This window comes from Paraburkholderia sediminicola (genome assembly GCF_046027825.1).
Lineage (GTDB): Bacteria > Pseudomonadota > Gammaproteobacteria > Burkholderiales > Burkholderiaceae > Paraburkholderia > Paraburkholderia sediminicola_D.
Window position 1 is genome coordinate 58,983 of the sequence record NZ_JAQQDU010000006.1, and the last position, 26,247, is coordinate 85,229.

Sequence of the window (26,247 nt, forward strand, 5' to 3'; positions counted from 1 at the left end):
ACAATAGAACCTGGACCCGGATCGCACGACATGAGCACGTCCCTCAATACCCTGATCGCCAAACTGAATCCGACCTGCCGGCAGGCGGCTTTGCTCGCGGCGAACAACTGTCTCGCGCGCGGTCACTATGAGGTCGACCTCGAGCATCTGTTGCTGGCCTTGCTGGATGAACCGGCGAGCGACGTCACACTGGCGCTGCGGGCGAGCAGGGTCGATGCGCATGCTTTGCGCGTGGATATCGAGCGCGAATTGCAGCGGTTGAAGACCGGCAATACGCGCACGCCTGTTTTTTCAAAGCATCTGATCGACTTGCTCGAACAGGCGTGGTTGATCGCATCGCTCGATTCGCAGATCGGACGGATTCGTTCGGGGCATTTGCTGCTCGCATTGTTGACGGCGCCGGACCTCGCGCAGTTCGCCGAACGCATGTCGTCGCTGCTGCGCGACGTGCGGGTGACGGATCTGAAGCACAAGTTCGATGAACTGACCGCGGGGTCGCGCGAAGTCGAACGTAGCAATGCCTCGGAGAACGCCGCGGAAGGCGTGAGTGACCTAACTTTGGCCGACTCCGCGCCCGGTTCACCCTCCAAAACGCCCGCGCTCGATACGTACACCAGCAATCTCACGCAGCGTGCGCGTGAAGGCAAGATTGATCCGGTGATTGGCCGCGAAGGCGAGATTCGCCAGACCATCGACATCCTGATGCGTCGCCGGCAGAACAATCCGATCATGACGGGCGAGGCGGGCGTCGGTAAAACGGCGGTGGTCGAAGGTCTCGCGCTGCGCATTGCGGCCGACGACGTGCCCGCGCCGCTGAAAGGCGTCGCGTTGCATGTGCTCGATATGGGACTGCTGCAAGCAGGCGCGAGCGTCAAAGGCGAGTTCGAGAACCGCCTGAAGAACGTGATCGACGAGGTGAAGAAGAGCCCGCATCCGATCATTCTGTTTATCGACGAAGCGCATACGATCATCGGCGCCGGTGGTCAGGCAGGGCAGAACGATGCGGCGAATCTGCTGAAGCCGGCTCTCGCGCGCGGCGAATTGCGCACCATCGCGGCGACCACGTGGAGCGAATACAAGAAGTACTTCGAGAAAGATGCGGCGCTGGCGCGGCGTTTCCAGGTCGTGAAGATCGAAGAGCCGAGCGAGACGCTCGCGGCGGCCATGTTGCGCGGCATGGCCGCGTTGATGGAAAAGCACTTCAACGTCCGCGTGCTGGACGATGCGATCACCGAAGCGGTGCGTCTGTCACATCGCTACATCAGCGGTCGTCAACTGCCGGACAAGGCCATCAGCGTGCTCGATACCGCCTGCGCGAAAGTCGCGCTCGCGCATAGCTCGACACCTGCCGCAATCGACGACACGAAGAAACGACTCGAACGCATCGACGCCGAAATCGCCGCGCTGGAACGCGAAGTGGCGAGCGGCGCGCTGCACGATGAGCGGCTCGCGGAACTGCGCAGCCTGCGCGAAGAAGACGTGAAAGACCTGGCCGAAGACGAAGCGCGCTACGACAAGGAGCGCGCGTTGGTGACGGAGATCGTCGGCCTGCGTGCTGAAATCGACGCCGCGCGCGTGAGCAGCGCGGACGCCGGGCAGGCCGACAAGGCCCGGCAGGCGCGCGAAACGCTGGCCACGCGTGTTGCGGAGTTGCATGCCTTGCAGGGCGGCCAGCCGATGGTCCCGTTGCAGGTAGATGGCCACGTGGTCGCCGAAATCGTCGCTTCATGGACCGGCATTCCGCTCGGCCGCATGATCAAGGACGAAATCCAGACCGTGCTGAATCTGCAGCCGCAGCTGGGCGCCCGTGTGATCGGGCAGGACCACGCACTCGATGCGATCGCGCAACGCGTGCGCACCGCCAGCGCGAATCTCGAAGACCCGAACAAACCGCGCGGCGTGTTCATGTTCGTCGGACCGTCGGGTGTCGGCAAGACCGAAACCGCGCTGGCGCTCGCCGATGTGCTGTACGGCGGCGAACGCAAGATGGTCACGATCAACATGAGCGAGTACCAGGAAGCGCACAGCGTGTCGGGCCTGAAGGGCTCGCCGCCGGGCTACGTGGGTTACGGCGAGGGTGGTGTGCTGACCGAAGCGGTGCGTCGCAATCCGTATTCGGTCGTGTTGCTCGACGAGGTCGAAAAGGCGCACCCGGATGTGCTGGAAATGTTCTTCCAGGTGTTCGACAAGGGCACGATGGATGACGCCGAAGGACGCGAGATCGATTTCCGCAACACGCTGATCATTCTGACCTCGAACGTCGGCTCGCAGGCGGTGATGCAGGCATGCCTGAACAAAAGCGCGGAAGAACTGCCGGATGCGGACGAACTCGCGGAGACGTTGCGCCCGCAACTGTACAAGGCGTTCAAGCCGGCGTTCCTCGGCCGCATGAAAGTGGTGCCGTACTACCCGATCTCCGACGACGTGCTCGCTGAAATCATCGACTTGAAGCTGGAGCGGATTCGCCGCCGCATCGAGTCGAATCACAAGGCGGTGTTCGAGTGGGACGAGTCGCTGGTTGACGCTGTGCTGGCGCGCTGCACTGAAGTGGACTCCGGTGCGCGCAATGTCGACCACATTCTGAATGGCACGCTATTGCCTGAAGTCGCGCAGCAGGTGCTGGAGCGCATGGCCAACGGCGCCGCGATCCAACGCATCGCGGTACGCGCGAGCGAAGCGGGCGAGTTCGAATACACGGTTGTGTGAGCCGGCATGCCCCGCCTGCTTGCCAATCTGTTTTAATGCCGTACCGGAACCTTATTGCTTTCTGTCATGCCGACTAATCTGAACACGCTGCTGGCGCCGATCAGCGAAACCTCGCCGTGTGGCGAAGATCTGCTGTTTTCAGCGGATTTCGACGCGATCCAGCACGCGCGCCGTTTTGAAGACCCGTCGCTGGATCAGGGCGAATGGGTCACGGATATCAAGGAGGCCGACTGGCCCTTTGTCGTCGAGCGTTCGGGCAGCCTGCTGCAGACGCAGACCAAGGACTTGCGTCTCGCTGTCTGGCTCACCGAGGCGCTTGCCATCGAAGAGGGCGTGACCGGTCTCACGCAAGGTTACGCGCTGCTCACGGGGCTGTGCGAAAAGTACTGGGATCATGTGCATCCGCTGCCGGAAGGCGACGACACTGAGTACCGCCTCGGCAACGTCGCGTGGCTGGTCTGCCGCACCGGCGATCTGCTGCGGGCGATGCCGCTCACGTCTTCGCAAGGTAGCTCATACAGCACGATCGATTGGGACGTGGCCACACATGTCGCGCAAGCAGTCAAACGCGATCCGGATCACGCTGACGATATCGCGCGCGGCAAGCCCTCCATCGAGCAGATCGAGGCGTCGAAACGAGCCACGCCGCCAGCGTTTTATTCGGCGTTGCTGGCCGATCTGAAAGCGTTCGAAGCGGCGATGCTCGCACTCGAACACGAACTGGACCAGCGTGCCGCCGACTCGGCGCCGAGCTTCCGCCAGGCGAAGGATGCGTATGAGAGTGTCTATCGGCTGGTGGAACGCTTCGCGCGCGAACTGGGCGTAAGCGCTGAGACGGCTGCGCCGAAAGCGCCGAAGGTCGAAGAACATGAACGCGCCGAGCCGACCTTCAAGACTTCACCGCAACGCGAGGAACCCGTGTTGACGACCATGCCGACCACGATCAGCCCGATTGCAGGAATCCAGAGCCGTGCGCAAGCCGTCGCGCAGTTGCGTGCCGTGGCCAAATTCTTTCGCAGCACCGAGCCGCATAATCCCGCTGCTTACCTCGCTGACAAGGCGGCGGAATGCGCGGACATGCCATTGCACCAGTGGCTTTCTTCGGTCGTGAAGGACGACGGGTCGCTCGCGCATATTCGCGAACTGCTGGGCGTGAAGCCCGAAGAGAACAGCTAGCACTTCCGTCGTGCAGAAAGAAAAGCCTGGCATCGAATCTCGGTGCCAGGCTTTTTTTAAACTACGGGGTCAGGCAAACAACAACTCAAGACCCCGCGCGGAACTCAATGCGCCGGTTACGTGCGCGCCCATCGGTCGTATCGTTCGATGCGATCGGCTGATCCGGACCGACCCCTGTAGTTGTCATCTGCTCGGGCGGGATGCCCTTGGCGACCAGATAACCCTTCACCGCATCCGCCCGCGCCTGGCTGAGCGCGATATTCGAAGTGCGATTGCCGGAGTTGTCGGTATGGCCGATGATCGCCACCGTCTTCGTCTGCATCTTCGACAGCACGGCCGCCATCTGATCGAGAATCGCGCGGCCTTGTGGCGTGAGCGTCGCGCTACCCGTCTCGAACTCGATCGTGCGGTTCGCCAACGTCTGGTCGAGCAGGCCTTGCTCAGATGCACTCACGCGCAGGCCGTTCTTGATCGTGTAGGTCGGATTCAGTGCGTTCGCCATATCGCTCGCGAGCTGCTGGCGTTGCGATTCGTTGTGCACTTCACCTTTCACGTCGATCTGCGTGCCGTCGATCTTCAACTGGCCTTTGCTGATCTGCTTCAACTGCGGGCCGATCAGCTTTTGCACGTTGGCGGACCAGTTCGGCGGCGTCGCGACGTCGGCGACTTCGATCTGATCGACTACGTTGGCCGCGCCGTAGGTGTCGCGCAAACGCGCGAGCACCGCCGCCTTGGTGGCTTCGTCAGGCACTTTGCCGCCCACCACGACCTGGCCCGGCATGGCATTGGCGGGCGGTGGCGACGCGGTGATCGCACCGGTGCCGGCGCCCGTGGTGCCACTGGCGAGGCCGGCCGTGTTGACCGCTGGCCCGGCATTGCCCCCTTGTGCCGACGAAGGCGCTGGCAGGATGGTCGTATGAATCGAAACGCCGCTGTTGTCGACCGGGGTGACGCGTGCCGGGCCGTCATTGTCGGCATGGGCGAGCGCGCTGATGAAAAGCCCCGCGAGAAGCGCGGCAATGCGCGTGTGTTTGCTCAACATCGTGTCACGCTCCCGTGAATGCTTCGCGGAACGTGTCGATGCTGACACGCAACGACAGTTGCGGTTGGTCGAGGTAGCTGACGAGCTTGCTGATGCCATGATCGTTTTGTGCGTGTTCGTCGATCCACTCGGGATCGTCGATATCGATGTTGTGTGCCGCGTACGCCTGCGGATCGACCACGCTATGCAGCGTTTTGGCCGAGGCGCCGTTAAAGCCGATGATGAGCCGTTCGCGCTCGGCGATCGTGCCGATAAAAATCGCCAGTTCGAAATCGGCCTGCGAGACGAACGGTGCGATCAGTTCGAGCCAGAATGCCGCGACGAGCGAGCGATAGAACGGATCGTTCGGCAGCGGCAATGTCAGCCCGCGTTCGAGATGCGACGACCCGCTTTGCATCACCGGACGCAGCAGCGAGCCGAGCGCCAGCATCGCGCCGCGCAGGCGCACCGGATGGCCGCTCGCAAGCAGCATCTGTTCGAGGCCGGAGAGGGTTTGATGCTCGACGAAGTCGTTGAAGGTGCCGTCGTGCGGATTGCCGGGGCCAGCGCCGATTTCGATCGGCACCTGCGTTTCGCCGAGCGACTGTAGCGCACCAGCCGGTTCGCTCACGCCAAGCAGCGGCTTCATCTGCGACGCGATGCGCGACCATAGGCGCGCAAAGGCCAGTGGACTATGCGCCAGAAACGTCAGCGGTTTTTCAACTTCCAGCGCGGTAGCGGCAAGAAACGGAAAACGCCGCGACGATTGATCCTGGCTCGCCACCATATGCCCGGCAATCGCCAGCTTGCTGCGCGAACCGAGGAACGCGAAATGCATCGGCTTGGCGTTTTCGTAGACGATCTTCCAGCGCGGATCCTCGGTGAGCAACTCCATGGCCTCGGCGATCCAGCGGTCGAGCGTGGCCAGCAACTGCGGGTTATGCGCGCTTTTGACGAAGTCGCCGCGCGACGGAATCTTGCCAAAGTAGGCGATTTGCGCCTGCACGGTTTGCGTCATTGCGCACCCCCTGTGTTCGAAACGGCAGCGGCGGCCGTTGTCGGCCGTGCCGCTGGCGAAGCCGGCGCGACGCCTGCTGTTCCTGTTGGTGCCGCTGTACTCGGCCCACCCGCGGCCGTCGCATTGACCGAATTCGCCGCCGCGCTCACATCCGCCACCGACGACGGCAGCCGCAAGCCGCGCAGGCTCTGCTGTTGCGGCGCGTCGCTGCTGGCGCCGCCCGATGCCTGCGAGGTGCTGATGATGCGCATGCTGACCGCCACCGTCACGTTGCCTTGCGTCCACGACAGATCGAAGGTGCCGTCCGGACGGCGCTTGCGCTGCGCCGAGTTGATCAGCTTCTCCAGACCGTAGCGGCCCGGCTCGTTGACCAGTTGCAGCGTGCGGCCGTCAAAGGTCGTGGCATTCAATGTAGCGCCAGGTGAGCCTGACGGATTCGGCCACACGAAGTTGGTCCACTGCGGCGGCGTATTGCGGTAACGCATTTGCTGGCCGTCGATCGCGAGTGTGTATTCCGTGGTGCCGCTGCTTGGCTGCGGCAGGATCTGGAACACGGTCTGCGGTTCAGCCGAGCTTTGGCCCGACGAGGTCGCGGCTCCACCGGCAAGCGGCGCCACCCAGCGCGCAAAACCGCTGGTGAAGTCGGGCGTCAGCGCAAGACCCATATCGCCCCATGTGCGTGAGGTCAGCGTGTCGCCGCGGCGCACCGCGAGCGGTCCGAGCGTGGTGCCGACGAACTTGGCGATTGCGCCGTCCGGCCCGAACACCTGGGCGATTTCGCCGGCGCCGGCTTCGACCTTCGCATCGCCTGCAAACGGATACTTGTTCGCCAGCGATCCTTGGAAGGTCTGATAGACCTGCGCGTTCCACACCTTGTTGACTTCGACGCTGGCCGGCTGGATCACCACCGCATACGCCGCCATCAGCGGACGCACCAGCAGCGGGCGCAGTGCCTTGCGTTGCGAATCGGTGAGGCCGGTCAGCATCTGCTCGTCGACGTACTTCAGCGAATCGGCCAACTCGGAGCCGCTGCCGTCGAGCGTCTGCTGCATCAACTGACGCGCGCCCGGTCCCGGATCGCCCTGGTTCTTGATCACGTTAAAGCGGGTACGGACCTTCGAGAGCGTGTCCATGTAGCCCTTCAACATCGAGCCATTGTCGCCGGAGACCACGATGCGGCCCAACGCGGAGAACTCCTGACCGATCGGCCCCATCGGCACTTCGACTGGATTGCCGTTGATGTCGATGTTGGCGTTCAACTGGCCGGTCGGCGCACGCGAGAACCAGTTCTTGAACCAGCTGGTCACGCCGGTTTGCGCGCGCTTCAGGTTCGCGTTGAACAGCGAGGGGTTGTCCCACGAGGTCTGGTCGTACGCGGTTTCGAGGATCTTGCGGATCGGCGAATCCTGCGGATCGCCGAGACGGTTCATCGCATCCACCGCCTGACTGAAGCTGCCGAAATTCTGCACGGCGATGCCTTGCATGAACTTCTGCCAGTGCATCGCGTACTCCGTCTTGTACATCGCCACGAGCGCTTTCTGGATCTGCTCGGGGCTTCCTTCCAGCGTCAGGTCATCATGCGCGGAGGTGTTGAGCACCCAGTCCTTGGCCTGCAGTTCCTTGGTGGCGGCGTCGCGAATCGCCGGCTGCACGTACTGGAACCACGCTTCACGCGTGAAGGTGCCGGGGATCGCGTAGCTGCCGGCCACCAGCGCCGTATTGTTGTCGCCGACAATGCGCGCGATCGTCATCGGCGCAAAACGGGTCGACGCACGGGCCTTGATTTCTTCGTAGACGCGCTGGCGAGCCGGCATGCCGCGCACCACGCGGCGCAGGTTTTCACGCGTCTGGTCGACGAGGCCGAGGTTCTCGTCGATCATCGGCCAGTCGTTGTCGGATACGCGCGACAGGTAGAAGGTGATCATGCGCTCGGCGCTGCGGATCATCTCGTCGCGGGGCATGTTGCCGCGATTCGTTTCGAGCCAGCCGCGCCAGAAGCGGGCGAGCTGGTCGGTCAGGTGAGCGGTTTCCACGTGACGCTTGTCGCTAAGCATCAGGTAGGTCTTGAGCGCGTTGTACGCGTCTTCGACGTTGGTCGGCGACGCGTCGCTATACAGGCCACCCTGGCTGTTCGCCGCCATCGCCGTGTGGGCGGACACGGGAATCGCGGCGGCGTCCGGCGTGCGGTTCATCGGCGCGAGCTGATCGGGATGCGCATTGACGTCTTTCAGGAACGAGGCGAGATTCTGCGAAACCGGGTCGAGCAGGATCTGGCGCACGCCGTTGTAATACTCGGTGAGCAAATGCTGTTCGAGTCGGTCGCCCTGATACAGCCCGAGCGACACGGCCAGCGGCTTGTCGCGGCGGAACTGTTCGAGCTGGTCGATGCGATCTTCCAGAATGTCCATTGCCTGCAGACGCGATTGCAGGTCGTTGCGGTTCTGCTGCAGGCGCACCACGTTATCGAGGTCGGCCTTCACATTGTCGGCGAGCTGCTGATTGCCGATCGTCGACCACGTCCAGCCGCCGAGCGCCAACGCGAGCACCGCGACGAAGCCGAAGAAGGTGGCATAACGCATGCGCGTCTTGGCGGGGCTGGCGAACTGCTTGACGGTCTGCCGGTCGGCGAAGATCACCTTGGAGAACAGATCGCGCAGGAAGAAGCCGTTCTTCGAGAACGCGCTATGCGGCTTGGGCAGGCTGTCCGCGGAGAGGCCGAAGCGGTTGGCGATACGCGTGGCGGCGGCGCTGTTGGTTTCGCCTTCCTGCAACGCGCTGGTGAAGTAGAAGCCGCGGAAAATCGGCTTGTGCTGGAACGGATTGGTTTCGAACAGCGTGGCGAGGAACGCGCGCAACGCGGGCTTGATCGCCGAGAACTCGAGCGGGAAGCTCAACTGACCCGGCGAGAGCTTGTTGCCGCGGTTGATCGACATCTGCGCGACGCTGATTTCCTTCAGGCCGTCATACAGTTCTTCAAAGTGCTCGTCGAACAGACCCACTACGTCGCGCTTTTCATCCGGCTCGTAGGGCAGGGTGGCGCCCCACACGCGGTCGTATTCGTGACGGTCGCTGCCGCTGAAAAATTCGGTGAAGCCGGTGATCAGGTCAGCCTTGGTGAACATCACATACACCGGCGCGAACACTTCGAGCTTCTCGGTCAACTCCTGCACGCGCTGGCGCAGATTCTTCGCGAGATTGATCGCGAACTCGGGCTTGCTGTTGGTCAACTCGGCAATGCTCGCCGTGACGATGATGCCGTTGATCGGCGCCTTCGGCCGGAAGCGTTTGAGCAGGCCGAGGAAGCCGAGCCATTCGGTGCGGTCTTCTTCGTGCACGGAATAGCGGCCGGCGGTGTCGAGCAGAATGCCTTCGGTCGTGAAGAACCAGTCGCAATTCCGCGTGCCGCCGATGCCGTGAATCACCGCGCTGTTCTTGTCGGCGAAAGGAAATTGCAGACCCGAATTCAGCACGGCGCTACTTTTGCCAGCGGCCGGGTTGCCGATCACGATGTACCAGGGCATCTCATACAGCGCCGAGCCGCCGGACATCTGACCGATCTTCGAGGTCTTGATCGTTTTCACCGCATCCACGAGGCGCGTACGCAGCACGTCGAGTTCGGCCTGGCGTGCCGGCGTCGGCGCGGGGCCGCTTTCGGTCTGTTTTTCGGCCTGTTGCTCGAGCATTTCGCCGAGCTTGTCGTTCGCGCGCCGCGCGCGCAGGCGGCGCACCACCCAGACCAGCAGCCATAGTGCGATCACCGCGCCGAGCACGATGGCGGGCCACATCAGGTCGATCTGCAAGGTATCGGCGCCGATGAATAAAACAGCAGCGAGCGCTAGCAGGCCGATGATCGAGAGCGTGCGTGGGTGGGTCAACACGTTAAGAATGCGTCGCATAAGCCGTTCAGGTCTTGGTGATGTGTGTTGTGGCGCGTGTGTGGCAAACAGCATGACGCGAGCGCGGGCAAAATCTGCCTGCGCTGCGTTTAAAACAAAACAAAAGCATATTCAGACGAAGATGAGGGTGGCCGGATTGTTAAATCCGCCAGGGGATGTCCCGCCGATGTCGATTGGACTCATGCCGTTATGCATGCGGCATTGCCGACTTGTGCCAGAAAAATTGATTGAACGCCCCATTGCCGACCTCTTTATTGCCCGCTTCACCTTAATGACCGCGTCCGAGGACGAAGCCAGGTTTGTGATATTCAACGTGCCCCAGATCCATCATTTTCCAGCGGCCACCCCACGTCAGACCGACCTGTTCGGCCGTCTGTCCGTATAACTGATAACCTCGCATGGCCCAGGGATCTTTTTCTGAAATGACGAGCTTGCCGTCGCGCAAAAACGCATTGTCCGCGGCAAGGCCGTATTGGTGATAGCTCTGAAACGCTGCAGCATTGGTGACGTTGCCCCCCATTTGCGCCAGGCGGTTTTGCCGCTCTGGACTGCGATAACCTTCCAGCAATGCCATTTCATACCCGTATTGCTCGTGCATGATTTTGTAAACGAGCAATAAACGCGTTCTGAAATCGGCGTCGAGCAAATTCCAGTCGCGGCTCGCGTCTTTCAGCGCGGGCCGAATCTGCTCCACTTCCTGCGTTGCAAATACCTCGGGCGGCAGCGGCGGCGGGGGCACAAGCTGTTCGCCATTCAATAACGCGGCAATTTTCTCGTCCGGTACCCTTGCGGTGTCATCGAATTGGAATAATTGCCGTCCGCGTAAAGCCAATGCCACCAATGGCGGCGTCGCAAGAATACCTGTCGTGGTAAAAATCAGCAAGCGCCGCTTTACCAGTAACTTTTGCATATCGATTGCGGTCGATTGCGAAATTTTTGCCGAACGGGTTAATTGACCGCGAGCACGTGAAGCACCTTGCGATGCGCCACGCATCACGCGGCCGTGAATGGCGAGTGCGGCGCCTAATAAAGAGGCGCGTACCGCCGGCAATAGCAGCATTGCTGCGATCACAACGGCGATGGCGAAATAGGCGAGAAGTACTACGGCAATCAAAGTCGACCCCGGAAATTGGAAACAATTGTATTTTGTAATGCTTGCTCTTAGAATCAGGCCTGCTCGGAGAGGAGCCGGAACGGTATTATCACGGCGAAATAATCCAGGATTCAATGAGACAGTGAATGAGTGCGCCGGAAAGTTCGAATTCCAAAGCCCCGCCTAGCCTGTTATCCGATAAGGCTAAAGGTGCCGATGGCAATGGTTCGCGAATTCTCGCGAATCTGGAGGGCCGCGTCGCGCCGCCTACCGATCAACCACGCCGGTCGAAAACGCCGCTTGTACTGGTCGCCTTGTTAGTGGTCGCGGCGGGTGGCTGGGGCGCGTGGCATATGCAGCAGCGCGTGCAGACGGAGTCGTTGGCGTCAGCCGCGCCAGCCAACGCTGAGAAAGCTGCCGTGGCGGCGTCTGCCGCCGGCAGTGCGCCGCAGGTGACCGCGAAAGCGGAGGCTCCGGCTGCAGCGTCGTCGCAAGCAGCCACGATTATCGCTGACGATAGCGACAGCAAGGCGCCCGCGGCATCCGCGAGCGTACCTGCCAGCGGCGATGACAGCCGCTTATCGCGCGCGCTTGCCAATGGCGCTGAGCCGAGCAACGCGTCGACACCGGTCGCGTCCGCAACGGCGGCATCGGCGGTCACGGTGCCGACGGCAAAGCACGGTAAGAGCTCGACGGCTGTCGCCAGCAGTGCGAAACATGAGATGACGGCCCACGGCAAGAAGGAAAGTGCAATCGCAAGCAGTCGTCACGCGAGCGCGCCGACCGCGGTCGCTCAAACGAAGAAATCTCGCGCGGCAGGCAATGCTTCGAAAGATGATTCGGATGCCGATCTATTAGCCGCGCTCGTGGCACGCACCAAACCGGCTGACACGAAAGCGGCAGACGGCAGCACGACCACCAAAGTCAGTGCATCGGCTACCCCAGGGAACGCCAAGCTGGCGGAACGCGTGAAAGAGTGCGGACAACGCGGCTTCTTCGAAGACCAGTTGTGCCGCTGGCGCGTATGCGACGGACATTGGGGTAAAGATCCCGCCTGTCCGGGTTCGACGCCGCAGGCGCGACAGCCGTAAGTTCAGGCCGTGCGCCGCGCGTCTTCGTGACTCGCGGCATCCGGGCACGTGATCCGCGCGGCCCACATCCGCCGCTGCGGCGTTCGTGAGCCTGCGGCTCGGTCGGTGGCGATGCGTGTCACTCCACGCGCATCCGCACTACCAGAAAGTCGAGCAGCGCGCGCACGCGAGCGGGCAGGTGGCCGCCTTGTCCAAGATAGAGCGCGTTGATCGGCTCGGTCTCGCCGGTATCGAATGCTTCGAGCAACACGGTGAGGCGGCCCGCAGCGACATCTTCGCGCACCTGAAAGGCGGCAAGCCGCGCTAACCCGACGCCCGCCAGCACGAGTTGGCGCAGCGTCTCGCCGTCGCTGACCTGCGCATTACCTTCCACAGGCACGTCGATCCTGTGTTGTTCACAGTCGAGCAACGGCCAGCTGTTCGTCGCCCTTGCAAAGCCAAATCCCAGCCGGTTGTGCGCGGCCAGATCAGCGGACGTCTGTGGCGTACCACGGCGGGCCAGATAGGCCGGCGCGCCGACAACCACCATTTTCGCATCGCCCAGCTTGCGCGCCACCAGTTGCGAATCCTTCAGCGGACCGCTGCGCAGCGCGATATCGGTGCGCTGTTCGAGCAGATCGACCACCTGATCGGTCAACACGATATCGAGCGTCATGTCGGGATGGGCGGCGAGAAACTCAGGCACGAGCGGCAACAGATAGTGCCGTCCGAGTGGCACATTCGCATGCACACGCAGGCGGCCGCGGGGCGTCGAGCCGGTGGCCGCGCCGCGTTCGGTTTCGTCGAGTTCGGCGAGCACGCGCACATCGCGTTCGTAGAACACACAGCCTTCCGCCGTGAGTTGCAGATTGCGCGTCGAGCGGTTCACCAGTCGTGCGCCCAGCCGGGCTTCGAGACGCGACACCAGTTTGCTGACTGCCGACGGTGTCATTCCCAGCGCGCGTGCCTCTGCCGAAAACCCGCCTAGCTCGACCGCGCGCACGAACACTTCGAGTTCGCCAGAGCGGTTCACATCCAAACGTGCCATCGTGAGTTCAATTCACAGGTGATATGCCATCTGGCAGTCTACCGAAAGCACTGCGGTGCCGATATCTTTCAGTTACCGAACGGCGTGAGCCGTCGCAACGAAACGTTTTATCGGGAGCATGGCAATGAACGCAGCGAAGAAGGTCGCTTTGGTGGTGGGTGCACAGGGTGTGATCGGCCCCAATCTGGTCGATTACCTGAGCACGTTCGACGATTGGGCGGTCATCGGCCTCTCGCGCCGTGGCGGCGAAGCCAAAGAACGGCTGCAATACATTGCGGTCGATTTGCTCGATCCGACCGAGGCGCAATCGAAACTGCGCGCTTTGAATCACGTCACGCACGTGTTCTATGCCGCGTATCAGGACCGTCCGACCTGGGCCGAACTGGTGCCGCCCAATCTGGCGATGTTGATCAACGTGCTCGACGCCATCGAGCCGGTCGCGGCGGGCTTGCAGCACGTGAGCCTGATGCAGGGCTACAAGGTGTACGGCGGCCATCTCGGCCCGTTCAAGACGCCGGCGCGCGAGGACGACGCGCATTTCATGCCGCCTGAGTTCATGTTCGATCAGCAGACGTTTCTGGAGGCGCGCCAGAAGGGCAAGCGCTGGAGCTGGTCGGCGATCCGGCCTTCGGTGGTGGGCGGCTTTGCGTTGGGTAACCCAATGAATCTGGCGGTGGCGATTGCCGTGTATGCGTCGATGTCGAAGGAGCTCGGCTTGCCCTTGCGCTTTCCCGGCAAACCTGGCGCTTACGACAAGCTACTGGAAATGACCGACGCCGGTTTGCTTGCACACGCGACCGTCTGGGCCGCGACAGAGCCGCTCGCCGCGAATCAGGCGTTCAACATCAACAACGGCGACCTGTTCCGCTGGAATGACATGTGGCCGAAGATCGCCCGTTATTTCGAGCTCGACGTGGCGCCGCCGTTGCCGATGTCGCTCGATACGATCATGGCCGACAAAGCGTCATTGTGGGAGGCGATGGCAGCCAGACACGGCCTGCGGCATGTTCCCTATCGAAACGTCTCCTCGTGGCGTTTTGCGGATTTCGTTTTCTCGTGGGATTACGACATGTTCGGCGACGGCTCGAAAGCACGGCGCTTCGGTTTTCATGATTTTGTCGATACCGAAGCGATGTTTATCGGTATTTTCGACGATTTACGGCGCAGAAAGTTGATCCCATGAATGACGCATTGAATCTGACAATTTTATTTCGTTATGTTTACGTCTATGATGAACTTCCTTATTCGGGTAGCACCGCCGCATAAAAAAGGAGACATCGGTGAAGGGACTCTTCGTGGCATTGACGTGCGTGGCAAGCGTGGTGACCGTCTCGGCACTTTCAGCTTGCGGTGGCAGCGATCTCAATGCGCAGACTGATCCACCCAAAGTGATTGTCGACAGTGACTACAACACGCTAAGCGACGATGGCCAGCTCGGCGTCATGGCTGTGCAATTGCAGGCGCAAGGCTCGCTAAAAGTATTGGGTATTACGGTGGTCTCCGGTAATCAATGGTTGAAGCAGGGCGTATCGGACGCATTGAAATCGGTTGAGCGTCTTGGCGTTGAGAATCAGATCGGCGTCTATGCGGGCGCCAATTATGCGTTGTCGCATAATTTCGCCACCATTCAGGCCGAGCAGAAGCAATTCCCCGGTGGCGACGGTTATCTCGGCGCGTGGAATACGCCCGAGCCGAAATCGAACGGCGACCTTGTTGCTCCGCCGGACGGCTTCGCCACGCACACCAAGGTACAGAGCAGGAGCGCGGTGGATTTCATTGTCGATTCGGTGAAGCAGTATCCCGGCGAGGTGACGATTCTGGCGATCGGCCCGCTGACCAACATCGCGCTCGCCACGCGTCAGCATCCGGAGATCGTGCCTCTGATCAAGCAGATCATTTACATGGGCGGGGCGATCGATGTGCCTGGCAACACGACGCCGAGAGCCGAGTTCAACTGGTGGTTCGATCCTGAAGCGGCGAGGACCGTGTTGCGCCTGCCGATCAAACAGGTGGTGATGCCGCTCGACGTGACGGACACCGTGAAGATGGACAAAGCGCTGTACGACCGTGTTGCGCACGATCCGAACAGGCAGACCATCGTCACGCAACTGTTCAAGACCTTGAACGGCTATGGTTTCGACGGCAAGAACGGTTTTGAAACGAATCCGAACTACACCACGAACATCTGGGACACGCTGACACTGGCGTATCTGATGCATCCGTCGTTTGCGACGCAGACGGTGGATGAATGGGTGGACGTGGATACGAGCTTCGGCGCCAATGACGGCAAGTCGACCGGTTACACCCGTTCGCCGCCGGCGGGTTTGCAGAAGATGACGGTCGTCAAAAGTTTCGACAATCCGAGTTTTTTCAATTTCTATGTTGATCTGCTGACGCGGCCGGTGCCGGTGACACTGCCGAACTAACGCGTCCGTGCTGTTGCGAGCCTGCATGAAACCTGCCTCAGGCGGGATGCAGGCCACGCAACAGTTGACGGACTCGCGACAGGTCCTGATCGACGTGTTCGGTCTGCTCGAACAATTCCGCAAGCCAGTCGACGAAGGCCCGCACGCGTGGGGACACCCGGCGATTCTTCACATACGCGACCGAGACCGGCATCGGCACGGGTTTCCATTGCGGCAGCACTTCACGCAACAGTCCTGAATCGAGGTAGGGCTGTGCGGCGATCCGCGCGGGTTGGATCAGACCAAGCCCTTGCAATCCGCAGGTGAGATAAGCCTGCTCGTCGCTCACTTTGACGAAGCCTTTTATCTTGACGTTTTGCGCTTCGCCGTCCACTTCGAAGTCGAAGTCGACTTCGCGGCCGTTATGCGGCGACATGCAATTGACGGCGACGTGTCCGCGCAGATCGTCGAGGTTGGTGGGCGTGCCGTGGCGGGCCAGGTAGGCTGGACTTGCGCATGTCACGTGCTCGAGGGTGCCTAGTTGCCGCGCGATCAGATTCGAATCTGGCAATTCGCCTAGCTGGATGCTGCAGTCGATGGCTTCCGAGATCAGGTCAACGGTTCGGTTGCTGATGCCGATGGCCAGATCCAGGTTTGGGTAGCGGGCGTGGAAGTCGTCCAGTGCCGGCAGGACGATGGTGCTCGCTACCGCGCCGGGCATTTCGATGCGCAGGCGGCCGGTCAGGTTATCCGTTGCGTGACGGAGGCTGGCTTCCATTTCGTCGATGTCGGCGAGGATTTGCGCGCAGCGCTCGTAGTAGGCTGCGCCTTCCGGCGTGATGCTCAGGCGCCGCGTCGTGCGGGTTAAGAGGGCGGTGCCTAGCAGGGCTTCCAGGTTCTGGACGATAGTTGTCGCCGTCGCGCGCGGGATGTTGAGGGATTCCGCTGCGCGGGTGAAGCTGTTTGTGTCCACGATTCGGATGAATGTCCGCATTGCAGTTATTCTGTCAATCACGATTCAAACTCCAGTTAGTGAAGGGTTGGGTTTTTTGCCTTTGGCGGCGGCATTGGGGGTATGCCTGTGGCGTTCGGTTTTGCCTGGTTTGTTTGCCTGTGCGGCGCTTAGCTGTACGCCTGCGGTGTTGGCCTTTCCTTGATGTGTTTGCCTGCTTGCGCTTGTTTGCCTGTATGCCTATGGCGTTGGCCTTTCCTTGATTTCTTATTGGTTTATTAGCGTCGCCCCTGTGCGGGGCGGGCACCTGCTTTTCTTTGCCTGCCGCGAAGAAAAGTAGGCAAAAGAAAGCGGCTCAAACCGCTAATTCTTAAGCGGGTCCCTGGCTTGGAGGGCGCAGTGGTGCATCTGGAATCTGTGCCCTCGCACATTCGGCGCTAGTGACAAGGCAGTCATACTTCCGGCGGCGCTGCGCGCGCCGAAGGGTGCTTCACAAAACCAGGTACTACGTTCTAGCTCTCGTGCGGTGCCTTGTACGGTGGTCTGATAATGCCATTGCCGTACATCGACATTTCATTCGAAGTAGGGGGCGCTCAAGAGTGCAGAAGGGTTTCTCTAAGGCGAAGCTGATGACTTCCGCCGCGCACAAACGGAGCGCCTGATTTCCCATACAGTCTTGTCTTGTCTTGTCTTGTCTTGTCCTGTCCTCGCCGAGGCGAAGCGAAGCCGATGGCCCCGCTGGACCGAACCAAGCTCTTGGTTTCCATACAGCTCTGTCGTCACCGAGGCAAAGCCGATGCTTCACCGGACCAAACGAAGCTCTTGGTTTCCGATGCAGCCCTGTTCTCACCGAGGCAAAGCCGGTACTCCGCCGGGCCAAAGGAAGCTCTTGGTTTCCCATACAGCCTTGTCATCGCCGAGGCGAAGCCGAAGGCCCCACCGTGCCCAAACGAAGCCCGGGGTTTCCCATGCATACCCATCCGCGACGCACGCAGTGCGGAGTGGGAGCTGATGAGCGCTTTGTCACCAACGCCGAATGTGCGAGGAAACGGATTCCAGATGCACCACTACCGCAACTGTGCGAGGGACCCGCTTATGAGCTGGCGGGTTGAGCCGTTTTCTTTGCTTATCTTTCTTTGCGGCGGCAAAGAAAGTAAGTGCCGCCCCGCACAGGGGCGACGCTAATAGACCACTAAGAAATCAAGGAAAGGCCAACACCACAGTCACACAGAAACCAAGCGCCGCGAAGGCAAAAAAACCAAATTACTTCCGTAAGGAATCCAAATCAACAACAAACCGATACTTAACATCACTCTTAAGCATCCGTTCATAAGCCTCATTAATCCCCTGCATAGGAATCACCTCAATATCCGAAGTAATCCCGTGCTCGCCGCAAAAATCGAGCATCTCCTGCGTCTCAGCAATCCCGCCAATCAACGACCCAGCCAGACGGCGACGCTTGAAAATCAGATTGAACACCTGCGGCGACGGATGATCGTGCTCCGGCGCACCCACCAGCGTCATCGTCCCATCAAGCTTCAGTAGACTCAAAAATGGATTCAAATCATGCTGCGCAGCCACGGTATTCAGAATGAAATCGAAGCTGTTGGCATGCGCGCCCATCTCGTCAGCATTCTTCGAGATGACAACCTCATGCGCACCAAGCCGCTTGGCATCCTCGATCTTCGACGGCGACGTCGTAAACAACACGACATGCGCGCCCATCGCACGGGCCAACTTCACGCCCATGTGACCCAGGCCGCCAAGGCCAACAATCCCGACCTTCTTGCCAGGACCGGCACCCCAGGTACGCAGCGGCGAATACGTCGTGATACCCGCGCACAGCAACGGCGCTACACCCGCCGGGTCGAGATTCTCCGGCACGCGCAGCGTGAATTCTTCATCCACCACCAGTTGCGTCGAATAACCACCGTAGGTGATCTGACCGTCAACCCGGTCGACACCGTTGTACGTACCGACAAAACCGTTCTCGCAATACTGCTCGAGACCTTCCTCGCAACTCGCACACGTACGGCACGAATCGACCAGGCATCCCACGCCCACCAGATCGCCTGCCTTGTATTTCGTCACGTCCGGGCCCACCGCCGTCACGCGGCCGACAATTTCGTGGCCCGGCACCACCGGAAAAACGGTGTTCTTCCATTCATTGCGTGCCTGATGCAAATCGGAATGGCACACGCCGCAAAACAGGACTTCCATCTGCACGTCATGGGCACGCAGTTCGCGGCGCTGGATATCAAACGGGGCGAGCGGCGCGGTAGCGTCGGTCGCTGCATAGGCATAAGTCGTGCTCATGGGTAGCTCCAGCAAAGAAGGTGATGTCGCAAGGCGCCAACGATGGGCGACGTATGTCGCCGATGCGGCCAAACCTTGTTGTGAACCGGGATCACGGCGCAGGCGGTGGTCGGCGTATTCACCGAAACAGCAAGTGGGCAACCAGGCCCGGCGCAGCGCGGAAATAGATGATCCGGCAGGGTTCCCATAGTAGGAGCCAGGAGCGAACCGGGGAATACCTGAATATCTTGAAGGTTTGCCTAAAACTCCTGGCGATGAGCGCAGTAGGTCGTTTGGTGCTAAATTTCAAGCATTATTCTCTTGCGCGTCACTATACCGTCATGTCAACCCGTTCCATTGAACCTGCATCGGCGGAGCGCGACCCGGCTGTGCGCAGCCCGGCCGATCCCGCCCAGCAGCGTCTGGTCGAATTATTCGATTTGCTCGCACCCACCCCGGGCATTACGCGTTCGAGCTTTGAAGGTGTAAACCTGATGCGCGCCAATAGTCCGATGCCGCGTATGCCCGTGATGTACGAGCCGAGCATCGTGATCGTCTGCCAAGGACGCAAGCGTGGTTACCTCGGCGATCAGGTGTTCCACTACGATGCGCAGCAGTATCTGGTGTTGTCGGTGCCGTTGCCGTTTGAATGTGAAACCGAGGCGAGTCCCGAGGAACCGTTCCTCGGTATCTCGGTGCGTGTCGATCTGAGCATGGTGGCAGAGCTGTTGATGGCGCTGAATGAAACGCAGGGCGCTGCCCAGAACGAACCGCTCGGCATCTATTCAACGCCGCTCGATCCGGCCTTGAGCAATGCCGTTCATCGTCTAATGGAAGCGTTAGCGTCGCCGCTCGACGCGCGCATCCTCGCGCCGGGTGTGGTGCGAGAAATCTGTTATCGCGTGTTGACGGGCGAGCAGGGCGATGCGATTCGCGCCGCGCTCACACATCAGAATCATTTCGGCCGTATCGCCAAGGCGCTCAGGCGCATCCACGCCGACTATCACGGGCAACTCGATGTCGATACGCTCGCCTCTGAAGCGGGCATGAGTCTCGCCGTTTTTCATGCGCAATTCAAGGCCGTGACGGCGACCTCGCCGATGCAATACGTGAAGACCACGCGTTTGCATCACGCGCGTTTGCTGATGGTGCAGGATGGTTTGAATGCAGGCGCGGCCGCGGCGCGAGTCGGCTACGAAAGCGCGTCGCAGTTCAGTCGCGAGTTCAAGCGCCTGTTCGGCTTGAGCCCCGTCGATGAAGTCAAGCGCATGCGCACCGTGTACGATACGCCGCCGCCGCGCGTGGTCAAGCCGGTCGCGCGTTACGTGACCGCGGTATAAGCAGCGTTTGCAGGACGCGTTACAGGCCGCTAAACCAGTTGTACCCCTGGTCTTCCCAATAGCCACCGGGGTTCGTGTTGGTCACGAAGATCGCCGCGATGTGCTTCGGATTCTTGAAACCCAGTTTTGTCGGCACACGCAGCTTTAGCGGGTAGCCGTATTTGGCCGGCAGCGGCGCGTCGCGGAAATCGAGTGTTAGTTGAGTTTGCGGATGCAACGCCGTCGCCATGTCGAGGCTCGAGTAGTACCGGTCTGCGCATTTGAAGCCGACATAGCGTGCGCTCAGATCGGCGCCAATACGTTCGAGGAACGTGCGAAACGGCACGCCCCGCCATTGTCCGATCGCGCTCCATCCTTCAATGCAGATGTGCCGTGTAATCTGCGAAGCCTGCGGCAACGCGCGCAGTTGATCGAGATTCCAGGTGCGCTTGTCCGATACCAAACCCGACACTTCCAGTTGATACGTCGAACCGTCGATATCCGGTGCGTCGAACTCCGGATAGAACGCGTTAAACGGGAATGGGTCGGTGATTTCGCTCGCCGAATAGGTGGGCGCGAGCTTGGTGGGATTGAACAGCCATCCTTGCACGCGATCGTTCCAGCGCGACATGGCCCATAGAACCTTGTCGACGGAATCGCCGTCCTGCATGTTGCAGCCCGAGAGCATCGCCAGCGCGCCGATCGAAAGCGATGAACGCAGGAACAACCGTCGTTGCAGGCGCTCGATTTGCGGTTTGTGGTCGGCGAGGACGATGCGCGTGCTGCGTGAGTCCTTGCGTTTTGATTCGCTCATGCGTCGCTCCTTTCGTGCGTGGAGATTCGGGCGCGGCCGGTCAACATCGGCAGCAGCGTGCGGGGCACCAGCAGCACCAGCGCCAGATGCACGACGACAAAGCCCACCACGCCCGCCATCGCGACAAAGTGCACGCGACGCGCGAAATCGAAACCGCCGAAGAGGGCGGTCAGCCACGAGAATTGCACGGGCTTCCAGATCGAGAGCCCCGAGGCGACCAGTAGCACGCCAAGGACCAGTACGAGAAGATAGAGCGCGCGCTGCACCGCGTTATATTTGCCGGAATCGTGCTGCAGCTTGAACTGCATCGCCAATGCGGCATCGTGTACGACGTCGCGCGGATAGACCGGCAATAGCTTGCGACGGAAATGTCCACGCCCGATGCCATACGCCAGATACAGCAGGCCGTTCGCGCACAGCAGCCACATCGCCGCGAAATGCCATGCGATCGAGCCGCCCAGCCAGCCGCCGACGGTCGCCCACAGTGGAAATTTGAACGGAAAGAGGGGCGACGCGTTATAGATCGCCCAGCCGCTCATCACCATGCAGACCATCGCAAACGCGTTGATCCAGTGCGTGATTCGTACGACGAGTGGGTGGACGATCAAGCGTGCTTGCGGTTCGGGCATGGTGAGCGGCGATGAAACAAGGAAAAAGCTGAAAGCCGCGCCATTGAGGCACGCGGCTTGTTCGAACGGCTGAAGCAACGCCGGATTACATCGGCGGCGTTACACCGTGCTCGCCGGCCGAGATGAAGTTCGCCGCCAGCGAGCCGTCGGCTTCCTTGTGGGCGAACAGCACGACCTTCGCGCCCGGCACCAGCAGCGAACGGTCACCCAGTTCGAGCGCGACGATAGGCACGTCCTGCGGAATCACGATCTTCTTTTCGCCGTCCTTGTACTTGACCGTGATCGTGCGGCCGTTGCTGACCACGAGAGAGCCCACCGTGCCGTTGGTCATCGTGCTGTTCGAGCCGAGATCCCACGGGCGATGACCTTCGCCGGAGCCGCGCATACTGGCCGGGAAGACGTGCACTTCGAGCGCCTTCAGCGTGCCGTCGGGCTGCGGGATCGCGGCGGTGCCGACGTAGCTGTCCGGCTTGATGTCGTTCACGTCGGCGAGGGCGACGCCGCGAATCGGTGTGTCTTTTGTGAGTTTCACATCGACGTCTTTGCCGTCGCGCGTATGGACCTTGAGTACGTCGCCCGAGAGTGCGGTCACCGTGCCGCGTACGCCGGTGGGCGCGGTGGTCTGGGCTTGCGCGGCGGATCCTGCGGCGAACAGTGAGGCAGCGACGAGCGCGGGGGCGACAATAGCGCGTATCGCATTAGCGGAAACGATCTTCATGAGTCTGCTCTGGGTGGGTGAAGGATGAGTTCAGCTTAGGTACGCGATCGGCTCCGGCGAGTGACAGACGGATGACAAAAACGTCATGAACGGCGCGCCGGGGCCACGTAGAATGGCTGCCATATCCACGTCCCTATCCATAACCCGCGCCCGTGGCAGCGTGCGGGGGTGGAACAGCAGGCACCATGAGCATCCTCGTCATCGAAGACGATCCGAAAACCGGCGACTACCTGAAGAAGGGGCTGCGCGAAAGCGGCTACGCGGTCGACCTCGCGCGCACCGGAACGGACGGCCTGCACATGGCGTTGGAACACGCATACGACCTCGTAGTGCTGGACGTGATGCTGCCGGGCATCGACGGGTGGGAAATCATGCGTAAGCTGCGGGCGCGGCGCGACCTGCCGGTGATTTTCCTGACCGCGCGCGATCACGTCAGCGACCGCATCCGCGGCCTCGAACTCGGCGCCGACGATTACCTCGTCAAACCGTTCTCGTTCACCGAGCTGGTATTACGCATCCGCACGCTGCTGCGTCGTGGCGTGATCCGCGAGAGCGATGTGTTCGAGATCGCCGATCTCAAGCTGGACGTTCTGCGCCGCAAAGTCACGCGCGAAGGCGTCGAGATTCCGCTGACCAACAAGGAATTCATGCTGCTGCATCTGCTGGTGCGCCGGCAGGGCGAAGCGCTATCGCGCACGCAGATCGCTTCGGAAGTGTGGGATATGAATTTCGACAGCGACACCAATGTGGTCGACGTGGCCGTCAAGCGGTTGCGCGCCAAGATCGATCATCCGTTCGAAAAGAAACTGATTCATACGGTGCGCAGCATCGGCTACACCTTCGGCGACGGCTCATGAAACTATGGACCGAGCGTTCGCTGACGGCTCGCACCACGGTGCTGTTCGCCTCGATTGCGTGCGTGGTGATCGGCACGCTAGGCGCGTATTTCTACCACTCCGCCGAGGTGTCGTTGCAACGTCGGGCGGACGTGGTGCTCACCGGCCGTGTCGAGCATTTCAGCCGCATCGTGCGCGATCTCTATTCGGTCAGCGAATTGAAGAGCCGGCCATTGCTGTTCGAGACCATGCTCGGTGCAGAGGAAGACGTACTGCTGTTCCGCCGGCCGGGCGAGGCGCCGTTCATCGACGTGAACCCTGGCAATATTGCGGTGCCTGCACTGCCGGCTGGCACAGAGAACCGGCTGCCGACGCTCGCGGATATCCGGCAGACCGTGCTGCCGGATGGCGTGCCGGTCCATTGGGCGATGGCCACCGCTAAAGCACGCGAGGACGGTAGCGAGGTCGAAGTGATTGCCGCGCATCCGATGACTCAGGAAATGCAAATGCTGGCCGCGTACCGCAATCGCATCGTGCTGGCCACGCTGATTGGCATGCTTGCTGCAACGCTCCTCGCCTATTACGTGACGCGCCGCGCATTGCGGCCGGTGCGCGAAATCGCCACGCGGGCCGCGCAGATCAGTCCGGCGAGTTTGTCGGTGCGGCTCGACAGCGAGGCTGCGCCGGTCGAATTACGCCAGCTCACGCACGCCTTCAACGCCATGCTCGACCGTCTCGCCGACGGTTATCAGCGCCTCTCGCAGTTCTCCGCCGATCTGGCGCATGAAATTCGTACGCCTGTGGGCGCCTTGATCGGCCAGACCCAGGTGACGCTCGCCAAACCGCGCGAAGCTGATGAGTATCAGCAACTGCTCGAATCGAATCTTGAAGAGCTGAACCGCTTAAGTAACATCGCGGAAAATATTCTGTTTCTCGCGCACGCGGATCATGCGGCGCTGTCCATCGACCGTGAGCCGGTCGATCTGCGCGCCGAACTCGTCAGGATCGCAGACTATTTCGAGGGACCCGCCGACGAACGCGGTATGCGCTTTGCGGTCGAGGCTCAGGGCGTGGCGTTGGTCAATCCGATGCTGTGCCGGCGGGCAATCAACAATCTCGTTGTCAATGCAGTGCGATACGGCGCGGGCGATACGGTCGTGCGTTTGAGCGGCACGCAGGACGAACGGGGCGCGACCGTGGTGGTGGAAAACGATGGTGCGCCGATTCCTGGCGAGCAACTCGACCGCCTGTTCGATCGCTTCTACCGCGCGGATGCGGCACGCAGCGAGTTCACCGAATCGAGCGGCTTGGGGCTCGCGATCGTCAAGGCGATCATGCATCTGCACGGAGGCACGGCGCGTGTGGTGTGCCCGGTGCCGGGCGTGGTGCGCTTCGAATTGCGCTTTCCGGGCGCTTAGCGAGCTGCCTGCGTGGCTGTCTGCTCGGCTGCGGTCGTGTCCGGCTCATGGCAACAAACGCAGAGCTTGTTGCCGTCGGGATCGCGAAAATACGCACCGTAGTAGTCCGCGTGATACTGCGGGCGCAAACCCGGGGGCCCGTCGCAGGCGCCGCCGTGAGCCAGCGCGGCAGCATGCGCGCGATCGACCGTGGCGCGGTCCGTAGCGAGGAGGGCCAACATCTGCCCGTTGCCTACGCTGGCGGGGCCGTCGTCGTAGGGTCTGCTGATCACGAAGAGCGGCCGCGGTGTATCTGCCGCCATCCAGCCAGCCCAGCACCCCTTGTCGTCACGGAACTTCAGCCGCAGGCCTAACGTGTCCATCAGCCCGCTGTAAAAGCCGAACGCGCGCTCGAAATCCGTTATGCCGACGAATACGTGGGAAAGCATCAGTGTCACTCCTCGTTTTCACTGCAAACCGGCCCATGCCGGATGCTTCAAACCTTCTTCAGATACTCGGCTTTCAGCATGAAATTGCCGGCGTCCATTTTGCAGTCCACTTCGTGATCGCCGCCGACAAGGCGAATGCTCTTCACCTTGGTGCCCATTTTCAGCGTGATCGACGAGCCTTTCACTTTCAGGTCCTTGATCAGCACCACCGCGTCGCCGTTGGCCAGCGGGTTGCCGTTGGCGTCCTTGACGACGCGCTCGTCGGCCTCGTCAGCGCTCGCGGCGGCGCTCATCGGCCACTCGTGCGCGCAATCGGGGCAGACGTAATTTTCGCCGTCCGGGTAAGTGTTTTCCATTGCGCATTGCGGGCAGGCGGGAATCGTCGACATGATTTTCTTTCCAGATCGCGGCTCGGCGCGGATAACTTCGGGGCTGGCGAGTATAGCGGACGCGGGCTGTGCGGCATCCATCCGTCGCGCCGGAAGCTGTTTTCGCGCAAACCGGTAATGGCGATACCGGGATGATTGCGCAACTGGTTGCGGCGCCGCTTCGTCGATACGATCAAAACATCTCATCCTAACCGTCAGGACAACCGCTATGAAACGCTTCCATATCGCTTTGGCTGTCGCCAGCCTCGACGCGTCCATCGAAGATTACACCCGCCGTCTCGATCAGCCGCCCACCGCGGTTGTACCCGGCCGTTACGCGATGTGGCGCACCGATCTGCTCAATTTCTCAATCAACGAGATGCCGGATAAGCGTGGACAGCTTCGGCACGTCGGCTTTGAGGACGATTCAGTAGACGGGTACTCGAGCAGCAAGGATGTCAACGGGCTCGAATGGGAACTGTTTTCCGTCGAAGAGCAGGATCGGCGAATTGTCGAGACATACGGCGAAGCGGTGCGTAGCGACAAGGGCTGAGGCTCGCCACAGCGGGCGCCTGCTATCTCCGGACCGGTGACATCACCTGGCGGCAACGCGCGAGTGCTGCCTATACTTTTCTACGAGCCAGCACGTTTTACAGCGCTTCGCAAAGCCACGCGCCGCCACGCTGCGCGAACGCGCCTTTTCCGTGTCACAACAGGAGTCGCGCCATGGTCAAACTCGCACTGTACGTTCGCCTTGAAGCCAAGCCCGGTAAGGAGAAGGACGTCGAGGCTTTTCTGCTCGACGGCTTGCCGCTGGTGCAGGAGGAGCCCGCCACCACGGCGTGGTTCGCCCTGAAGTTGGGGCCGTCCACCTACGCCATTTTCGACGCTTTCCCCGACGAGGCTGGCCGCGAGGCGCATCTGTCAGGCAAGGTGGCGGCTGCGTTGATGGCGAAGGCCGGCGAACTGCTCGCCACACTGCCTGCCATCCATAAGATCGACGTGCTGGCGGCGAAACTGCCGGGCTGATTCAGCGT

22 protein-coding genes are annotated in these 26,247 nt (G+C 61.2%); 10 read left to right on the forward strand and 12 right to left on the reverse strand.

Going from position 1 to position 26,247, the window contains the following annotated elements; translation table 11 throughout:
- Nucleotides 1–30 precede the first annotated feature (30 nt).
- Together tssH and tssA are read left to right on the forward strand one after the other, a co-directional pair.
- Nucleotides 31–2,706: a type VI secretion system ATPase TssH gene (gene tssH / locus PQQ96_RS04920; protein ID WP_408289535.1), complete on the forward strand. Its 2,676-nt coding sequence runs from the start codon at nucleotides 31–33 to the stop codon at nucleotides 2,704–2,706.
- 66 nt (nucleotides 2,707–2,772) lie between these two features.
- Nucleotides 2,773–3,882 (forward strand): type VI secretion system protein TssA, encoded by a 1,110-nt coding sequence (gene tssA / locus PQQ96_RS04925; RefSeq protein WP_408289537.1) that lies wholly within the window; start codon nucleotides 2,773–2,775, stop codon nucleotides 3,880–3,882.
- Nucleotides 3,883–3,967: 85 nt separating this feature from the next.
- On the opposite strand, the gene PQQ96_RS04930 is transcribed toward tssA, so the two are convergent.
- From PQQ96_RS04930 to PQQ96_RS04945, 4 genes are all read right to left on the reverse strand, one after another.
- Complete coding sequence (locus PQQ96_RS04930) at nucleotides 3,968–4,924, reverse strand: OmpA family protein (RefSeq protein ID WP_408289540.1); 957 nt, start codon at nucleotides 4,922–4,924, stop codon at nucleotides 3,968–3,970.
- A 4-nt stretch (nucleotides 4,925–4,928) separates the two neighbouring features.
- A complete protein-coding gene (gene tagF / locus PQQ96_RS04935) occupies nucleotides 4,929–5,921 on the reverse strand; it encodes a type VI secretion system-associated protein TagF (RefSeq protein WP_408289543.1) in 993 nt (330 codons plus the stop codon).
- Complete coding sequence (gene tssM, locus PQQ96_RS04940; RefSeq protein ID WP_408289545.1) at nucleotides 5,918–9,817, reverse strand: type VI secretion system membrane subunit TssM; 3,900 nt, start codon at nucleotides 9,815–9,817, stop codon at nucleotides 5,918–5,920. Before tssM ends, tagF begins: the two co-directional genes overlap by 4 nt.
- Before the next feature lie 268 nt (nucleotides 9,818–10,085).
- Complete coding sequence (locus PQQ96_RS04945; protein WP_408289548.1) at nucleotides 10,086–10,931, reverse strand: M15 family metallopeptidase; 846 nt, start codon at nucleotides 10,929–10,931, stop codon at nucleotides 10,086–10,088.
- 125 nt (nucleotides 10,932–11,056) lie between these two features.
- Here PQQ96_RS04945 and PQQ96_RS04950 point away from each other — a divergent pair, with 125 nt between their 5' ends.
- Entirely contained in the window at nucleotides 11,057–12,001 is a 945-nt protein-coding gene (locus PQQ96_RS04950; protein ID WP_408289550.1) for a hypothetical protein, read from the forward strand.
- 118 nt (nucleotides 12,002–12,119) lie between these two features.
- Here the strand turns inward: PQQ96_RS04950 and PQQ96_RS04955 are convergent, their stop codons facing one another.
- Nucleotides 12,120–13,028: a LysR family transcriptional regulator gene (locus PQQ96_RS04955; protein WP_408289553.1), complete on the reverse strand. Its 909-nt coding sequence runs from the start codon at nucleotides 13,026–13,028 to the stop codon at nucleotides 12,120–12,122.
- 124 nt (nucleotides 13,029–13,152) lie between these two features.
- Between PQQ96_RS04955 and PQQ96_RS04960 the strand changes: the two genes are divergently transcribed.
- Nucleotides 13,153–14,211 (forward strand): SDR family oxidoreductase, encoded by a 1,059-nt coding sequence (locus PQQ96_RS04960; RefSeq protein WP_408289556.1) that lies wholly within the window; start codon nucleotides 13,153–13,155, stop codon nucleotides 14,209–14,211.
- Nucleotides 14,212–14,308: 97 nt separating this feature from the next.
- On the forward strand, nucleotides 14,309–15,454 hold the full coding sequence (locus PQQ96_RS04965; RefSeq protein WP_408289558.1) for a nucleoside hydrolase: 1,146 nt from the start codon (nucleotides 14,309–14,311) through the stop codon (nucleotides 15,452–15,454).
- 37 nt (nucleotides 15,455–15,491) lie between these two features.
- On the opposite strand, the gene PQQ96_RS04970 is transcribed toward PQQ96_RS04965, so the two are convergent.
- Both PQQ96_RS04970 and PQQ96_RS04975 read right to left on the reverse strand, forming a co-directional pair.
- Entirely contained in the window at nucleotides 15,492–16,448 is a 957-nt protein-coding gene (locus PQQ96_RS04970; RefSeq protein WP_408289561.1) for a LysR family transcriptional regulator, read from the reverse strand.
- Between the two features lie 1,200 nt (nucleotides 16,449–17,648).
- Complete coding sequence (locus PQQ96_RS04975) at nucleotides 17,649–18,701, reverse strand: NAD(P)-dependent alcohol dehydrogenase (protein WP_408289753.1); 1,053 nt, start codon at nucleotides 18,699–18,701, stop codon at nucleotides 17,649–17,651.
- Between the two features lie 320 nt (nucleotides 18,702–19,021).
- On the opposite strand from PQQ96_RS04975, the gene PQQ96_RS04980 reads away from it, so the two are divergent.
- The gene (locus tag PQQ96_RS04980) at nucleotides 19,022–20,020 is read left to right on the forward strand and encodes an AraC family transcriptional regulator (protein ID WP_408289564.1); all 999 of its coding nucleotides are present in this window, start codon (nucleotides 19,022–19,024) and stop codon (nucleotides 20,018–20,020) included.
- A gap of 19 nt (nucleotides 20,021–20,039) precedes the next feature.
- On the opposite strand, the gene PQQ96_RS04985 is transcribed toward PQQ96_RS04980, so the two are convergent.
- The 3 genes from PQQ96_RS04985 to PQQ96_RS04995 form a co-directional block, all read right to left on the reverse strand.
- A complete protein-coding gene (locus PQQ96_RS04985) occupies nucleotides 20,040–20,813 on the reverse strand; it encodes a molybdopterin-dependent oxidoreductase (RefSeq protein WP_408289567.1) in 774 nt (257 codons plus the stop codon).
- On the reverse strand, nucleotides 20,810–21,442 hold the full coding sequence (locus PQQ96_RS04990; RefSeq protein WP_408289570.1) for a cytochrome b/b6 domain-containing protein: 633 nt from the start codon (nucleotides 21,440–21,442) through the stop codon (nucleotides 20,810–20,812). The genes PQQ96_RS04985 and PQQ96_RS04990 overlap by 4 nt, the downstream gene beginning before the upstream one ends.
- 85 nt (nucleotides 21,443–21,527) lie before the next feature.
- Nucleotides 21,528–22,160, reverse strand: a complete 633-nt coding sequence (locus tag PQQ96_RS04995; protein ID WP_408289573.1) for a hypothetical protein — start codon at nucleotides 22,158–22,160, stop codon at nucleotides 21,528–21,530.
- Nucleotides 22,161–22,345: 185 nt separating this feature from the next.
- Here PQQ96_RS04995 and PQQ96_RS05000 point away from each other — a divergent pair, with 185 nt between their 5' ends.
- Both PQQ96_RS05000 and PQQ96_RS05005 read left to right on the forward strand, forming a co-directional pair.
- A complete protein-coding gene (locus PQQ96_RS05000; RefSeq protein WP_408289576.1) occupies nucleotides 22,346–23,017 on the forward strand; it encodes a heavy metal response regulator transcription factor in 672 nt (223 codons plus the stop codon).
- Nucleotides 23,014–24,414 (forward strand): heavy metal sensor histidine kinase, encoded by a 1,401-nt coding sequence (locus PQQ96_RS05005; protein ID WP_408289579.1) that lies wholly within the window; start codon nucleotides 23,014–23,016, stop codon nucleotides 24,412–24,414. The genes PQQ96_RS05000 and PQQ96_RS05005 overlap by 4 nt, the downstream gene beginning before the upstream one ends.
- Here PQQ96_RS05005 and PQQ96_RS05010 read toward each other — a convergent pair.
- Nucleotides 24,411–24,842 (reverse strand): VOC family protein, encoded by a 432-nt coding sequence (locus tag PQQ96_RS05010; RefSeq protein ID WP_408289581.1) that lies wholly within the window; start codon nucleotides 24,840–24,842, stop codon nucleotides 24,411–24,413. The genes PQQ96_RS05005 and PQQ96_RS05010 overlap by 4 nt on opposite strands.
- 47 nt (nucleotides 24,843–24,889) lie before the next feature.
- Nucleotides 24,890–25,231, reverse strand: coding sequence for a zinc ribbon domain-containing protein YjdM (locus PQQ96_RS05015; protein ID WP_408289584.1), 342 nt, complete (start codon nucleotides 25,229–25,231; stop codon nucleotides 24,890–24,892).
- A 208-nt stretch (nucleotides 25,232–25,439) separates the two neighbouring features.
- Here PQQ96_RS05015 and PQQ96_RS05020 point away from each other — a divergent pair, with 208 nt between their 5' ends.
- Nucleotides 25,440–25,763 (forward strand): VOC family protein, encoded by a 324-nt coding sequence (locus tag PQQ96_RS05020; protein ID WP_408289587.1) that lies wholly within the window; start codon nucleotides 25,440–25,442, stop codon nucleotides 25,761–25,763.
- A 173-nt stretch (nucleotides 25,764–25,936) separates the two neighbouring features.
- Nucleotides 25,937–26,239 carry a putative quinol monooxygenase gene (locus PQQ96_RS05025; protein WP_408289590.1) on the forward strand — a complete coding sequence of 101 codons (303 nt, stop codon included), beginning with the start codon at nucleotides 25,937–25,939 and terminating at the stop codon, nucleotides 26,237–26,239.
- Nucleotides 26,240–26,247: the final 8 nt, after the last annotated feature.